The sequence below is a fragment of the Pedobacter sp. SL55 genome (genome assembly GCF_026625705.1).
Lineage (GTDB): Bacteria > Bacteroidota > Bacteroidia > Sphingobacteriales > Sphingobacteriaceae > Pedobacter.
Window position 1 is genome coordinate 1,928,823 of record NZ_CP113059.1, and the last position, 13,783, is coordinate 1,942,605.

Annotated in this window: 13 protein-coding genes, 1 tRNA gene and 1 pseudogene; 7 read left to right on the forward strand and 8 right to left on the reverse strand. The window is 38.5% G+C overall.

Translation table 11 applies throughout. The features are described 5' to 3' along the window. Positions 1-20 precede the first annotated feature (20 nt). The 5 genes from OVA16_RS08680 to fabG all read left to right on the forward strand — a co-directional run bounded on the left by OVA16_RS08680 (position 21) and on the right by fabG (position 3,883). Entirely contained in the window at positions 21-896 is an 876-nt protein-coding gene (locus tag OVA16_RS08680; RefSeq protein WP_267764921.1) for a carbon-nitrogen hydrolase, read from the forward strand. Positions 897-1,024: 128 nt separating this feature from the next. After that, positions 1,025-1,378, forward strand: a complete 354-nt coding sequence (locus OVA16_RS08685) for a four helix bundle protein (RefSeq protein WP_267764922.1) — start codon at positions 1,025-1,027, stop codon at positions 1,376-1,378. Further along, the gene (locus tag OVA16_RS08690) at positions 1,378-2,499 is read left to right on the forward strand and encodes an agmatine deiminase family protein (protein WP_267764924.1); all 1,122 of its coding nucleotides are present in this window, start codon (positions 1,378-1,380) and stop codon (positions 2,497-2,499) included. Before OVA16_RS08685 ends, OVA16_RS08690 begins: the two co-directional genes overlap by 1 nt. A gap of 131 nt (positions 2,500-2,630) precedes the next feature. Further along, positions 2,631-2,930 carry a GIY-YIG nuclease family protein gene (locus tag OVA16_RS08695; protein WP_267764926.1) on the forward strand — a complete coding sequence of 100 codons (300 nt, stop codon included), beginning with the start codon at positions 2,631-2,633 and terminating at the stop codon, positions 2,928-2,930. Positions 2,931-3,139: 209 nt separating this feature from the next. After that, positions 3,140-3,883, forward strand: coding sequence for a 3-oxoacyl-[acyl-carrier-protein] reductase (gene fabG, locus OVA16_RS08700; protein ID WP_267764928.1), 744 nt, complete (start codon positions 3,140-3,142; stop codon positions 3,881-3,883). A gap of 499 nt (positions 3,884-4,382) precedes the next feature. Here fabG and OVA16_RS08705 read toward each other — a convergent pair whose 3' ends face one another. Then, entirely contained in the window at positions 4,383-5,084 is a 702-nt protein-coding gene (locus tag OVA16_RS08705; RefSeq protein ID WP_267764930.1) for a L,D-transpeptidase family protein, read from the reverse strand. Positions 5,085-5,255: 171 nt separating this feature from the next. Between OVA16_RS08705 and OVA16_RS08710 the strand changes: the two genes are divergently transcribed. Further along, entirely contained in the window at positions 5,256-7,340 is a 2,085-nt protein-coding gene (locus OVA16_RS08710) for a hypothetical protein (RefSeq protein WP_267764931.1), read from the forward strand. Between the two features lie 3 nt (positions 7,341-7,343). After that, the gene (locus OVA16_RS08715; RefSeq protein WP_267764932.1) at positions 7,344-7,955 is read left to right on the forward strand and encodes a trimeric intracellular cation channel family protein; all 612 of its coding nucleotides are present in this window, start codon (positions 7,344-7,346) and stop codon (positions 7,953-7,955) included. Between the two features lie 190 nt (positions 7,956-8,145). On the opposite strand, the gene OVA16_RS08720 is transcribed toward OVA16_RS08715, so the two are convergent. From OVA16_RS08720 to OVA16_RS08750, 7 genes and pseudogenes are all read right to left on the reverse strand, one after another. Then, a complete protein-coding gene (locus OVA16_RS08720; protein ID WP_267764934.1) occupies positions 8,146-8,646 on the reverse strand; it encodes a hypothetical protein in 501 nt (166 codons plus the stop codon). Between the two features lie 79 nt (positions 8,647-8,725). Continuing rightward, on the reverse strand, positions 8,726-9,025 hold the full coding sequence (locus OVA16_RS08725; protein WP_267764936.1) for an FtsB family cell division protein: 300 nt from the start codon (positions 9,023-9,025) through the stop codon (positions 8,726-8,728). A gap of 223 nt (positions 9,026-9,248) precedes the next feature. Beyond that, positions 9,249-10,545, reverse strand: a pseudogene (gene eno, locus OVA16_RS08730) (phosphopyruvate hydratase). 197 nt (positions 10,546-10,742) lie between these two features. Beyond that, positions 10,743-10,816 (reverse strand) — tRNA-Pro (locus OVA16_RS08735). Positions 10,817-10,935: 119 nt separating this feature from the next. Next, complete coding sequence (locus OVA16_RS08740; RefSeq protein WP_267764939.1) at positions 10,936-11,502, reverse strand: NADPH-dependent FMN reductase; 567 nt, start codon at positions 11,500-11,502, stop codon at positions 10,936-10,938. Positions 11,503-11,831: 329 nt separating this feature from the next. Then, a complete protein-coding gene (locus tag OVA16_RS08745; RefSeq protein WP_267764940.1) occupies positions 11,832-12,923 on the reverse strand; it encodes an ABC transporter permease in 1,092 nt (363 codons plus the stop codon). A 42-nt stretch (positions 12,924-12,965) separates the two neighbouring features. Then, complete coding sequence (locus OVA16_RS08750; RefSeq protein WP_267764941.1) at positions 12,966-13,730, reverse strand: ABC transporter ATP-binding protein; 765 nt, start codon at positions 13,728-13,730, stop codon at positions 12,966-12,968. Positions 13,731-13,783 lie beyond the last annotated feature (53 nt).

Consider the following 13,783-nt stretch of genomic DNA (forward strand, 5'->3'; position numbering starts at 1 on the left):
CAATACTCAAATCTAAAAATATGAGCAAAGTAAAAGTAGGGATGGTGCAGATGACCTGTACTGCCAATAAGCAAGAAAATTTAGATAAGGCGATTGCGCAAGTAAGGGAAGCAGCTGCAAAAGGCGCTCAAATTGTGTGTTTGCAAGAGCTTTTTACATCGTTGTATTTCTGCGATGTGGAAGATTACGATAATTTCGATTTGGCGGAGAAAATTCCTGGTCCATCTACAGATGCTTTACAAGCGGTAGCGAAAGAATTAGGCGTGGTAATTATTGCTTCGTTGTTCGAGAAACGTGCAGAAGGTTTATACCACAATACCACTGCTGTATTAGATGCTGACGGTAGCTATTTGGGTAAATATCGCAAAATGCACATCCCAGATGATCCTGCTTACTACGAGAAATTTTACTTCACGCCAGGCGATTTGGGCTACAAAGTTTTCAAAACTAAGTTCGCTACCATTGGTGTTTTAATTTGTTGGGACCAGTGGTATCCAGAGGCGTCTCGTATTACTGCTTTGATGGGCGCTGATATCATGTTCTATCCAACGGCAATTGGCTGGGATACTACACAAGACGAAGAAACCAACCAAGACCAATATAATGCTTGGCAAACGATACAACGTTCGCATTCGGTAGCTAATGGCTTACCTGTAATTAGCGTTAACCGTGTGGGTTTTGAGCAAGAAGGACGCATGAAATTCTGGGGCGGAAGTTTTGCAACCAACGCTCAAGGTAAATTATTATACTTGGCATCTCACGATAAAGAAGAAACAACTGTGGTAGATATCGACTTGAAACAAAGTGATTATATTCGCAAGCACTGGCCTTTCTTACGTGATAGAAGAATTGACTCGTACCAGCCAATTACAAAGAGGTATATAGACGAGGATTAATTAGTCGGGAAGTTTTTAGTCCGTAAGTCCGTAAGATTTATTCAGTAAAGACGGAAAGCCAGTAAAGTCCGAAAGAGATTTTTCAAAGACAATTTGTATATTTCAGCTTACCTAAGAAATAGCAAATTATGTCATTTAAATTTGAAAAACTAAAAGTTTGGCAAAAGGCATTGGACTTGGCCGATGAAATAGACCAACTGACTAAAACCTTCCCGAAAGAAGAAATTTATATATTAAACTCACAAATAAAAAGAGCGGCAGACTCCATTTCGTTAAATATCGCAGAAGGAAATGCTGGGCAAAGTAATGCTGAATTCATAAGATTTCTACGTTACGCACTCAGGTCTGATATTGAAGTTGTAGGTTGTTTGCATCTTGCCAAAAGAAGAAAGTATTTACAAGAGGAACATTTTACAAAACTCTATGCTTCTTGTGAAGAAGTTTTAGTGATGATAAATGGTCTGATAAAATCATTGAAGTAATGTCTGATAATATCCATCATAAATCTAATACGTCACATCTGTTTAGCACCAAATCTTCCGGACTTTCGGACTTCCCGTCTTTCCAACTTTCCGAAACGCCAAAGGCGAAAGGCTTTGCATTCCCTGCGGAATGGGCAAAGCACGAAGCAACTTGGTTAAGTTGGCCTCATAAAGAAGCATCTTGGCCAGGCAAAATTGAGACCATTTACCAGCCATATTGCGAGTTTATTAAGTTGGTGGCAACTGGCGAGAAGGTTCGCATTAACGTAAAAGACGAGGCGATGAAAGCTTTTGCTACTGCCGAGTTGGAAAAAGTAGGTGCCAATTTATTACAAATTGAGTTTTACTTCAATGAAACTAACGATGCTTGGTGCCGCGACCACGGACCTGCTTTTGTAGTGAAAGGAAATCAAAAAGCAATAGTAGACTGGGGTTACAATGCTTGGGGCGATAAATATCCTCCCTACGATTTGGACGATGTAGTGCCAACCAAAATTGCGCAGCATTTTAACTTGCCACTGTTCACGCCAGATATTGTAATGGAAGGTGGTTCGGTAGAGTTTAACGGAGCAGGAACGATCTTAACTAGTGAAGCTTGCTTGCTGAACGAAAACAGAAATCCGCATTTAAACAGAGAACAGATAGAAATCTATTTAAAAGAGTTCTATGGTGCAGAGCAGATTTTGTGGGTAGGAGATGGCATTGTAGGTGATGATACCGATGGACACATTGACGATATCACTCGTTTTGTGAATGAAGACACTGTTTTAACGGTAGTAGAAAGTAATCCGCTTGATGAAAACTATTTGCTGTTAAAAGAAAATTTGGAACGTTTAAAAAAGATGACCTTGCAAGATGGCAGGAAACTAAACATTGTAGAGTTGCCAATGCCTTCGCCAGTAATTTACGAAGATACTCGCTTGCCAGCATCTTACGCTAACTTTTACATTGCTAATGCTGCGGTAATTGTACCGATTTTTAATGATGTGAACGACCAAAAAGCATTGGATATCATACAAGGTTGTTTCCCTGATAGGCCAGTAGTAGGTATCAACTCGGTAGATATCATTTGGGGATTGGGCAGTTTCCATTGTTTAAGTCAGCAGGAACCAGCGGTGTAGTTGGCAGTTTTCGGTTGGCAGTTCAAAACACCACTGCCTTTGTCATCCTGAGCCTGTCGAAGGATAAGTTGACCATAAAGTCCTCGACAAGCTCAGACTGACAACTGTATTAACCCAAAGAGCAAATTTTTATGCCAAACATCCATAATTACTTCGTTTACATTTTAGAGTGTGCAGATGGAAGTTATTATGTTGGTGTAACTAACGATTTAGAAATTAGAATTGAACAGCATAATAGTGGTTATGATGTTAAAGCGTATACCTTTACTAGACGACCAGTAATACTAAGATATTATCAGCGGTTCACTTTGATAAACCAAGCTATAGAGTTTGAAAAGCAATTGAAAGGTTGGAGTAGAAAAAAGAAAGAAGCACTTTTCAACGAAGATTGGAACGAAGTAAAAAGATTATCCAACCTAAAAAAGAAATAATAACTTTGTGCAACTAGTCTTCTACAAGCTCAGACTGACACTAAGGTTTAAATCAATTCCGAAAATACGTGTCATCCTGAGCCTGTCGAAGGATTAATAAAGATAATTGTTTGAAGAGGTAGTCTTCAACGACTTGTTCCGATTTTATCGGAAAGCTCAGACTGACACAACGGAAGAATTAAAACATTTCAACTTTACAACATTTCTCAATGAAATTACTAGAAGGAAAAACAGCACTCATCACAGGTGCATCAAAAGGAATAGGCAGAAAAATTGCAGAAGAGTTTGCAAAACAAGGTGCTAAAGTAGCTTTTACTTACCTATCATCTGTAGAAAAAGGACAAGCTTTAGAACAAGAACTACAAGCTTTTGGTACGCAGGTAAAAGGTTACCGTTCTGATGCTTCAAAATTTGATGAAGCAGAACAACTGATCAATGATATTGTTGCCGATTTCGGTGCTTTGGATATTGTAGTGAATAACGCAGGCATCACTAAAGACGGTTTATTGATGCGCATGAGCGAAGAAAACTGGGACGATGTGATTAACGTAAACCTAAAATCTGTGTTTAATGTAACTAAGGCCGCTTCTAAAGTGATGATGAAAGCTCGTAAAGGCGTTTTCATAAACATGAGTTCTGTGGTTGGTGTACAAGGAAATGCTGGTCAGGCTAATTATGCGGCATCAAAAGCGGGTATCATCGGCTTCACTAAATCGGTAGCAAAGGAGTTGGGTTCTCGTAATATCCGTGCTAATGTGGTTGCGCCAGGTTTCATCAAAACTGAAATGACGGAGGTATTAGACCCTGCCGTAGTAGCTGGTTGGGAAAAAGATATTCCAATGAAACGTGCTGGAGAAACAGAAGATATCGCTAATGTATGCGTATTCTTAGCTTCAGACATGAGCGCTTACGTAACCGGACAAACGCTTTCTGTTTGTGGCGGTATGCTGTAAAATAGGAATAAGGAATTAGATAAAAGGTGTAAGTTGTTCTACTCGTCATTGCGAGGAGGAACGACAGCCTGTCCCGACTTTTCGGGAAAGCAATCTCACTTTAAACCATATAATGCATAGTTATAATTAGCTATGCATTTTTTTATGACTATTGAAATTTGAAAGTGAAAGCCAGTAGTGCTTCGCTGCTGTTGCCCCGCTTTTCACTTCAATCTGTTTTATCCTTCGACAAGCTCAGGATGACAAACAGGATTTACGTTTCAATCGGGCTTATTTAACAAAGGTTTGTGTTATTAATTAACGAGGGTTTTTGCTCCTCGTCATTCCCGCGTAGGCGGGAATCGTAATGCGATAAAAGGTAATTGAAGTTTTTCACTTGACACGTCATTGCGAAGTACGAAGCAATCCTACAACTCATATTAAAATAATCCAACTATAGCTTTAAGATTGCTTCGTGCCTCGCAATGACGATAGTTTTATATCCTGCTAATCATACAATTTACTCAACAACATACTTCCCGCCAACCTGCGTAATCTTCGCCATCTTCTTATGCTGCTCAAAATAATCAAATCCAGGTTGCAAAGTTTTCCAAAAAGCAACATGCTGAGGAAAAAGCTTTCCTTGTCTTTCTAAATTAGTTTTAGTCATCCTAAATGGGAAAATGTTAACTGGAATTTCTTTTTGTCCATTATTTATAGCTTCTACAGCCAAAACATAAACTTCTCTAATTTTATCATCCGTTAGTGGTACACAACCCACGGTAAAACAATCGCCATGAATGTAAATATCGCCACCCGTTCTTCTGTTTTTTCCAGTTCTAGCCCTATCAACGGCATTTGGGTAATTAACGCCTAACGATAAATGAAAGTTGCTCATTGGGTTAAATACATTAATGTTGTAAAAACCTTCGGGTGTTTGCAAATCGCCTTCAACTACTTTTGGGCCTAAAGAGCCAGATTTAGCACAAGCATTGTAACTTTTGAAAAGCGTAAAACTATTTTGTGTCGAAGTCTTTAGCCAAACTTCTAACTTTTCTTCCATCTTGTAGTAGTTTAAAAGCATTTCAAATCCCTTATCAAAACCACCTTTTTGTAGCTCTTTTTCTAAAGATGGCCACTTCAAATCGTAAGCAGTTCTTACACGCTCAAATTTCAATTGTTGTTGCTTAAAGCACTTTTGTGCACTAGCTGTTAAGGTCATTGTTATTAATAAAAAAAGGTATACTAAATTTTTCATGTTGACGATTTCTTGTATGCAATTTACAATTTTAGATGTTTAGTTGAGTTGTTGTTTGGTTTTTTAGGCTGGTAAGACTTTTTACTTTTTACTTTCAACTTTTGACTTAAATATAGCATCTTTACAATTACACGTATGGCAAGTTTCTTTTCGTTTTATACATTGTTTATTTTTATCGGCTGTTTGCTGTTGGGTGCTGCCTATGCTTGGGTTTTATATGCTTCCAATAAAAATCTCGACAAAAAAACGAGAAATATTTTAGTTGTGGTTAGAACGTTAGCTGTAGCTACATTAGCTTCTCTGTTATTTGCGCCTCTAGTTCGTCGCATTACGCATACGCCAGAAAAGCCAATCATTATCATTGCTAACGATAATTCTATTTCGGTTAAAGCCATACAACCAGCAGGTTTTGATGCCAAGAAATACCAACAAGATTTAAAGCAATTGGCCAATAAACTCAGCGAAAAATACGAAGTAAAGACTTACAGTTTTGGCGATAGTGTGAAGCAAGGTTTTTCGTTTGCGGGCACAGATCAAATTAGTAACGGAACAGCTTTGGTTAGCCAACTGAACGATGAATTGCTGAACAGAAACGTGGGTGCTATTATCATGGCTAGCGATGGTATTTTCAATCGTGGTGGAAATCCAATCTACGAACTCAACAAAATCAAAGCACCAGTTTACACCATTGCCATGGGCGATACCATCCCGAAACGTGATGTGCTGGTAGCCAATGTGAATTACAACAACATCGTTTATCTTGATAATGAATTTACTTTGGATGTACAGGTGCAAGCTTTCGAAAGTAAAGGCGAAACGGTAAAATTATCCGTGCTAGAAAACGGAAAGCAAGTAACGCAGCAAGCGCTAAATATTGGCAGTACCAGCTTCGTGAAAGATGTACAAATCAAGTTAAAAGCAACCAAAGTTGGCGTTCATCGTTATACCGTTAATGTATCAGAAGTTAAAAACGAAATTACTACCAAAAATAACAGCCAAACCATTTTTGTAGAAGTTATTGATGGTAGACAAAAGGTTTTGCTAGCTGCAGCGGGACCACATCCAGATTTAGCCACCTTTAAGCAAGCCATTGAGCTGAGTAAACATTATGAAGTAAGTACCGCCATTGCAGAAGAGCTAGAAACCGTAGATGTATCTAAATACAGTTTGGTAATCTTATATCAACTGCCAGCTATAAATTATTCGGCTGCATCCTTAATCAACAAATTAAAGCAACAAAAAGTAGCTACTTGGTATGTTTTGGGTGCGCAAACAAATTTGCAGAGTTTCAACCAAATTCAAACGCAGTTAAACTTTACCCGGCCAAATGGTTCGTTGCAAGAAGTATTTCCATACTATGAAAATAACTTTACCGCCTACAACTTAAATGCCGATGCGCTGAAACAATTGGAAGGCTACGACCCATTGCAAGTTCCTTTTGCCAACTTAATGATTAAAGGCGATTACACCGCCGTACTTAACCAACGAATTGGAAAGGTAAATACACAAAGCCCATTGTTGTTTTTTATAGAGGACAATGGTAAAAAGAACGGTTATTTAATAGGGGAGGGGATTTGGAAATGGAAATTGGAAGAAGCGAAAAATGAAAATGCATACCCTTTGGTAGCAGAGCTGATTTCGAAAACGGTTCAGTATCTTTCCGTGAAAGACGATAAACGTAAATTCAAAGTTTATACGAATAAAAGCACCTTCGAAGAGAACGAGAATGTAGTGCTCAATGCTACTTTGTATAACGATGCTTTTGAACCTGTTAATGCTTCGGAAGTGAAAGTGCAAATTAAAAACTCGGATGGTAAAGCCTACAGCTACACTTTTTCTAAAGTTGGTAACGCCTACCAGTTAGATGCTGGTGCTTTGCCACAAGGAAACTATACTTACATAGCTTCTACGAGTTTGGGTGATAAAAAACATACTGCCAGCGGTGCGTTTCATGTGAGTGCAGTAATTACAGAGTACCAACAAACTACCGCCAACCATCAATTATTAAATACAATTGCACAGCAAACGCAAGGTAAAATGTATACGCCAGCTAACTTGTTAAACATAGTTGATGATTTAGAGCAAAGCGGCCAAGTTAAAACCATTACTTACGAAGACAGGCGATACGAAGAAATGATTAATCTGAAATGGATTTTTGCACTTATTTTAGTGTTGTTAACAACAGAATGGTTTTTTAGAAAACGTAATGGCGAAGCGTAATGGATGATTTTAGTACTTACCGAAATTATTGAGGTATTGGGAACTATTTCCTTTGCCATTTCAGGTACATTTGCCGCAATACAAAAGCGCTTGGATCCGTTTGGCGTATTAATTATCGCTTTTGTAACCTCTATTGGTGGCGGTACTGTGCGTGATTTGTTGTTGGGAGACACGCCAGTAGCTTGGATGCGTGATGTGAACTATTGCTTGCTTATTTTGGTAACTTCTATCCTCACGCTATTCTTTAAGCACCAAATTAAAAAATTCAAAGTAACGCTATTTCTTTTCGACTCGTTAGGTTTGGGTTTGTTTACTTTAGTAGGCGTACAAAAAGGAATTGTATTTGGCTTAGATCCGGGTATTTGTATTGCACTTGGAACTATTACTGGTTGCTTTGGTGGGGTAATTAGAGATACTTTGTTAAACACTATACCGCTAATATTTAGGAAAGAAATTTATGCTACCGCTTGTATTGCTGGTGGTATGCTTTATTTTGGAATGTTGTATTTTAACCTTGCGGCAGATTTAGCTAAAATCATCGTAATTGTTTTTATTGTAACGCTGCGCATACTTGTAGTACGTTATAAATTGGCACTGCCAAGGTTTGGGTATTAATTTGTCAGCATTGACTTTCTTCATTTAGGCTTTAGTGGAGAACCGAAGCTCTGCGGAGTAAAATCTTCGAACTGTGCAAATTAATATATACTAACAAATCGGAAGATTTCTTCGCTCGCTATGCTGCGGTCGAAATGACGATAATAGGAGCATACCCCAGCAATGACGTAGTGAGAGACAGCTTCACATATTAAGGATAAAGAAACTGCTCCAGCTTCCCATTCTTATACGCATCATAAAGTTGCCAAAGCTCTTTTGTCCAAGTTTTTTTATTACTGTGTTGATACAGGTAAGGTAAAACTAAATTCATCCCTCCTAAAGCCTGTTTTTGCTTTTCTTTTACTGCCGGATTTTCCAGCGAAAATTTAGTCAGTGCCGCCATGTACATCAATAACAAATCAGAGTCTGTATTAAAAAAATGGGTTTCTTTTTCTTCGAGATAAAAAACGTAGTCGGGAGTTCCGTTCATCCAATCTACCAAAAATCTACCCGCTTCGTTTCTAGCTTTGTTTTTTCTGTCGGCGGGAGTTTTAAAAAGATAATCTACAACTTTTGTTACTGTGGGTTCGGCCTGTTTATAGCTAGCTTTTTTGTTAAGTTTAACGCTTTTAAGATTGGGAAGTTCTTGTCCGTAGGATAATCCGGCATTGATAAAAAGTAGAAGGAAGAATGCAAAGACAGTGTTCCTCATGAGAATAGTTTTTCAGTTTACAATTGGCAGTTCGCAAGGCCGCTTTCCAACAATAAAACAAAATAGCAATACAACAATTTTAGGGCTTTGTATTTTCTTTTACAATAACAAATACATCTTCGTTCGCTTTCTTCATGAAATATTTTTCACGAGCAAACTTTTCAGCACTATTTAAGTTACTGTCCAATTCCTTTAAGTCTTTTTTAACTAGCGCAATTTCTTTAGTATAGAAATCTTTTTCTTGTTGCAATTTGCTTACTTGCGCACTATACTCATATTGTGCAATAATGTCATTCTTATCAAAGAAAAGCATCCATACGCCGAAAGCGGCAATGGCAATAAAATATTTGTTACGGAAAAGATCTATCAGTCGCTTCATCGAAGTCAAAAGTAAAAATTAAAAAATCAAAAATAGCAGATGGCCTACATTTAATATTGACCTTTTATACTTTATAAAAAAAACATCCGAAGGTTTTAAATCTTCGGATGTTTTGCAAATGTATTTATTAACACCCCAACCCCTAAAGGGGCTTTTATGATGCGTAATAATTATTTTAGCATCATAGGCAGTGTTGGTAAGTCCCCTTTAGGGGATTTAGGGGTTACTTTTTCGCAAACTTGAAGTTTTTGCCGATGAACCTTGCAGCCTCGCCTAATTCTTCTTCGATGCGTAACAATTGGTTGTATTTTGCAATCCTATCTGAACGAGAAGCCGAGCCAGTTTTGATTTGACCACAGTTTAACGCTACAGCTAAATCAGCAATAGTTACATCTTCAGTTTCGCCAGAACGGTGGCTCATTACCGAAGTATAACCGCTGTTTTGTGCTAAACTTACTGCGTTAATGGTTTCAGTTAATGAACCAATTTGGTTTACTTTTACCAAGATTGAGTTTGCTGTATTGGTATCGATACCTTGTTGTAAACGCTTTACGTTAGTTACAAATAAATCGTCACCTACTAACTGAACGCGATCTCCAACTTTTTCGGTTAAGCTTTTCCAGCCATCCCAGTCATTCTCATCCATACCATCTTCAATAGAAATGATTGGATATTTCACTGTTAAGTCTGCTAGATATTGAGCTTGTTCTTCGCTAGAACGAATTACGCCTGTAGCACCTTCAAATTTAGTGTAGTCGTATTTTCCATCTTTGTAAAACTCAGAAGAAGCACAGTCTAATGCCAAGCAAATTTCTGAACCTGGCTTGTAACCTGCTTTTTCGATCGCTTTCAATACAGTTTCAATTGCATCTTCAGTGCCATCAAAAGTTGGGGCAAAACCACCTTCGTCGCCTACGGCAGTAGATAAACCTCTATCGTGTAAAATAGCTTTCAAGTTATGGAAAACTTCAGTTCCCCATCGTAAAGCCTCAGAGAAAGAAGGTGCGCCAACTGGCATAATCATAAACTCTTGGAAGGCGATAGGCGCATCAGAGTGAGAACCACCGTTGATGATGTTCATCATTGGGATTGGCAAAGTATTGGCATTTACACCACCAATGTAACGGTATAAAGGCTGGCGGCTTTCTTGTGCAGCAGCTTTGGCTACAGCTAAAGAAACACCTAATATGGCGTTAGCACCTAGGCTACCTTTGTTTTCGGTGCCATCTAGGTCTATCATTAACTTGTCAATCAAAACTTGTTCAAAAACATCAACACCATGCAAAGCCTTAGCAATTTTAGTATTTACGTTTTCTACTGCTTTTAAAACACCTTTACCTAAATAGGTCTTCTTGTCGCCATCACGTAACTCAACAGCCTCATACTGGCCAAGCATTTGCTCCAGATGGAACAGCAGCACGGCCCATAAAACCATTTTCTGTCATTACTTCTACTTCAATAGTAGGGTTTCCTCGCGAATCGAGGATTTGTCTTGCATGGACATCGATTATTAAACTCATTTTATATTTGTTTTGAATTAAAAATACCCTTAGTGTATAAAATACAATTAGTATAGGGTTTTTCAAAGTTATAATACTTTTTTAAACTTAGGGAATCTATTGAGTGTTTTTTTGTTAGCCATTTTGGATTAGACGCAGAAAACCGAAAAGTGTAGAATAAAAAAAGCCTTTCCATTTTACTGAAAAGGCTTTCGAAGTCGGGATGGCAGGATTCGAACCTACGACCTCCACATCCCAAATGTGGCGCGATACCGGGCTACGCTACATCCCGAACTTTGGTACTGTTTTCTCGTTTTTCCGCCCGAGGATTTCTTAACGAGGTTGCAAAGATAGCGATTTTAATATACGATGCAAATATTTTTAAAAATTGTTTGAAGCCAATAACTAATTTTAGCTGTTTGCTGCTGCGGATGATTTTGCTTTCATCCAAAACAACAATTCATTTACGAAATTTCCTGCTCGTTTATCTGTTGCTTCTTGATCGGTAGGAGTACCGTCATCGTTGAAAGCTTTTTCTACTGTGGGCACAGGGAACATGGCTGGAACAACTAATGCACCTATTTTCCATAAGGTAAATTGTAGCGAAGTGATGACTTGAGAACCGCCAAACGGACCGGCCGAAACGGTAGCAATACCAATTGGTTTGCGTTTCCATTCTGCGTAAAGTAAATCGATGATGTTTTTTAAGCTTGCTGGATAGCCACCGTTATATTCTGGAGTTACGATAATGATACCATCTGCATCGGTAATTTTTTTGGCAAAAGCTAACATTTCTTCTGTTGGATTTTCGATTAAGCGTAAACGCTCTTCGAAAATAGGAAAATTGTAAGCGTCCAGATCAATGATTTCGGTATCTGCTAATTGCTTTTGTGTTACGTAGTTTTTAAAGTATAAAGCTACGTTGTGGCTCTTGCGCCCTTTTCTTACACTTGCGGATATAATGGCTATTTTTTGCATGGTTGATTATTTGTTTGTTCTGCTAAATTAACGAATATATTGCTTGTGTTGTTTTGGTTTCCTACGGATGCCGCAGATTTTTTCGCTGATTTGGAAGTGCTAGGTTTTAGTTGACTGAGAAGAAGGGTTGTTTAATAGCCCCGATTGAAGTGATATACTTTTTGTTGCGTCATTTTCGACGAGGAACGAGAAGAGATCTGTTAACTAGCAGCGCCTAATCAATAGATTTCTCTCTGCGTTCGAAATGACGGCAACAGGACACAAAAAGATTAAACTGAAAGCGGGACTAGCTGAGTTAACGAGCAGAGAAATTGCGCTTCTTATTAGTTTTATTCCCATTTAAAGGTTTTTACAGCTACCGCATAAACGCCAATGCCCCATAGCAACATAATTAAAATTTGCTGCTTTACGTCCCAAAGATTGGCGCCTTCGAAAGCTACTTTACGCATAGCATCGTTTAAGTAGGTTAAAGGCAAAGCCCTGCTAATAGGTTGCAGCCAAGTTGGAAAAGCATTGATGGAAAAGAAAGTGCCCGAAAGCAAAAACTGTGGCAGAGTAATAATGTTGGAGATTGGCGGAATGGTGCTTTCACTTTTTGCCAAGCCAGAAACCACAAAGCCAAATCCCATGAATACAATGACCCCAATGGTAGCCAACACTAGCATGTTAAGTACAGTAACTGCGCCGTTAATTAAAGTAAAATTAAATGCGAAGTGACCAATAATGATGATGAATAAAGCGCCCAATAAGGCAAAACCGATACGGGCAATAGCTTCGCCCAAAACTATACTAGAACGTCTTACGGGTGTTGCAAAAAACCTTTTGATTACTAAATTTTGTCTTAGTGCGAAAAAGATAAATGCAGTACCGAAAACACCTGTGCTAAGTAAAGAGAAACCTAATTGCCCCGGTAAAATGAAATCGATGGTGCGGTGCAGCCTGCCGGTAATGGTAGTGGCTCTAATTTCGGTAACTGTTGGCTTTTGGTTTACGGTATTTAATTGATGTGCTAGGTCGTTTAATACCGAACGTAACACATTTCCGTTGGTTACTGAAGCTGATGTATATTTCACATCGGTAAAGTAAGCGGGTATGCCGCTAGGATTTTTCTTTATGCTAATTAGTGCATCGTAAGCGCCTTTTTCTAGGTTTTTATTGATGTTTTCTTGCGTATCGTTTTTTGTTAAACGAACTACAGAAGTTTTTTCTAGTGCTGCAATTATTGGGTTTTGTAAATCTGACCCGGGGGCAATGGCCACATCTATTTTTATACCGCCGCCGCCAATAAAGCCGAAGACGATAATGAATATCAGCGGGAACGCCAGAGTGAAAATTACCGCCGATGGGCTTCGAGTAATTGATCTAAAGCTCGCTTTTGCTAGAGCCAACGTGGCTTTTGTATGATTGTAAGGTTTCGACATGTGCTATTCTTTAACTTTTGACTTTCTACTTTTAACTTAGAACTACTCTCTCCACTCTTTGCCAGTAAGATTGATAAACACATCTTCTAAGTTGGCAGCTTTTACTTCTTTTTTACGTTCGAAACCGCTGGCAATTAAATTATCTATCAGTTGGTCTGGCGTATCTAAGGCGATGATTTTTCCTGCTTCTACAAAAGCAACCCGATCGCATAGTTGCTCGGCTTCGTCCATGTAGTGGGTGGTAATTACTACCGTTGTGCCGTTGTTTCTAATTTCGCTAATTAAATCCCAAAGGTTTCTGCGTGCTTGCGGATCTAACCCAGTTGTTGGTTCGTCTAAAAACACAATTTTAGGCGAGTTAATTAAAGTAGTTGCTATAGAAAAACGCTGTTTTTGTCCGCCAGAAAGTTCTTTGTATTTAGCTTTGGCTTTGTCTTGCAGGTTTACCTTGGCCAGCATTTCCATTGGAGACACCTCTATGCCATAAAGTCCAGAGAACAATTTTAAAAGTTCCACTAAATTTAAGTTTGGATAATAACCTGCCGCTTGCAATTGTACGCCTATAATTTGCTTAATGGCATTGGCATCGCTATCTACATTTAAGCCATTTACCAGAACTTCGCCGCTGGTTTTTTTGCGCAAAGTTTCTATAATTTCTAGGGTTGTGGTTTTGCCCGCACCGTTTGGCCCTAGCAATCCAAATATTTCATTTTCGTAAACCTCGAACGAGAGCCCTTGAACGGCTTTGAACTCGCCATAGTGTTTCACTAAATTGTTTACGCTAATTATTGCTCTTTTATTTGTCATTGGATATAAAAGTAAGAAGCTTTATAATAATGAGAAATGTTTTTCCGCTAATT

Excerpts from the sequence above, each read along its gene's own strand:
- OVA16_RS08680 (WP_267764921.1), top strand. The coding sequence starts at position 21 with ATGAGCAAAGTAAAAGTAGGGATGGTGCAGATGACCTGTACTGCCAAT.
- OVA16_RS08685 (WP_267764922.1), top strand. The coding sequence starts at position 1,025 with ATGTCATTTAAATTTGAAAAACTAAAAGTTTGGCAAAAGGCATTGGAC.
- OVA16_RS08690 (WP_267764924.1), top strand. The coding sequence starts at position 1,378 with ATGTCTGATAATATCCATCATAAATCTAATACGTCACATCTGTTTAGC.
- OVA16_RS08695 (WP_267764926.1), top strand. The coding sequence starts at position 2,631 with ATGCCAAACATCCATAATTACTTCGTTTACATTTTAGAGTGTGCAGAT.
- fabG (WP_267764928.1), top strand. The coding sequence starts at position 3,140 with ATGAAATTACTAGAAGGAAAAACAGCACTCATCACAGGTGCATCAAAA.
- OVA16_RS08705 (WP_267764930.1), bottom strand. The coding sequence starts at position 5,084 with ATGACCTTAACAGCTAGTGCACAAAAGTGCTTTAAGCAACAACAATTG.
- OVA16_RS08710 (WP_267764931.1), top strand. The coding sequence starts at position 5,256 with ATGGCAAGTTTCTTTTCGTTTTATACATTGTTTATTTTTATCGGCTGT.
- OVA16_RS08715 (WP_267764932.1), top strand. The coding sequence starts at position 7,344 with ATGATTTTAGTACTTACCGAAATTATTGAGGTATTGGGAACTATTTCC.
- OVA16_RS08720 (WP_267764934.1), bottom strand. The coding sequence starts at position 8,646 with ATGAGGAACACTGTCTTTGCATTCTTCCTTCTACTTTTTATCAATGCC.
- OVA16_RS08725 (WP_267764936.1), bottom strand. The coding sequence starts at position 9,025 with ATGAAGCGACTGATAGATCTTTTCCGTAACAAATATTTTATTGCCATT.
- OVA16_RS08740 (WP_267764939.1), bottom strand. The coding sequence starts at position 11,502 with ATGCAAAAAATAGCCATTATATCCGCAAGTGTAAGAAAAGGGCGCAAG.
- OVA16_RS08745 (WP_267764940.1), bottom strand. The coding sequence starts at position 12,923 with ATGTCGAAACCTTACAATCATACAAAAGCCACGTTGGCTCTAGCAAAA.
- OVA16_RS08750 (WP_267764941.1), bottom strand. The coding sequence starts at position 13,730 with ATGACAAATAAAAGAGCAATAATTAGCGTAAACAATTTAGTGAAACAC.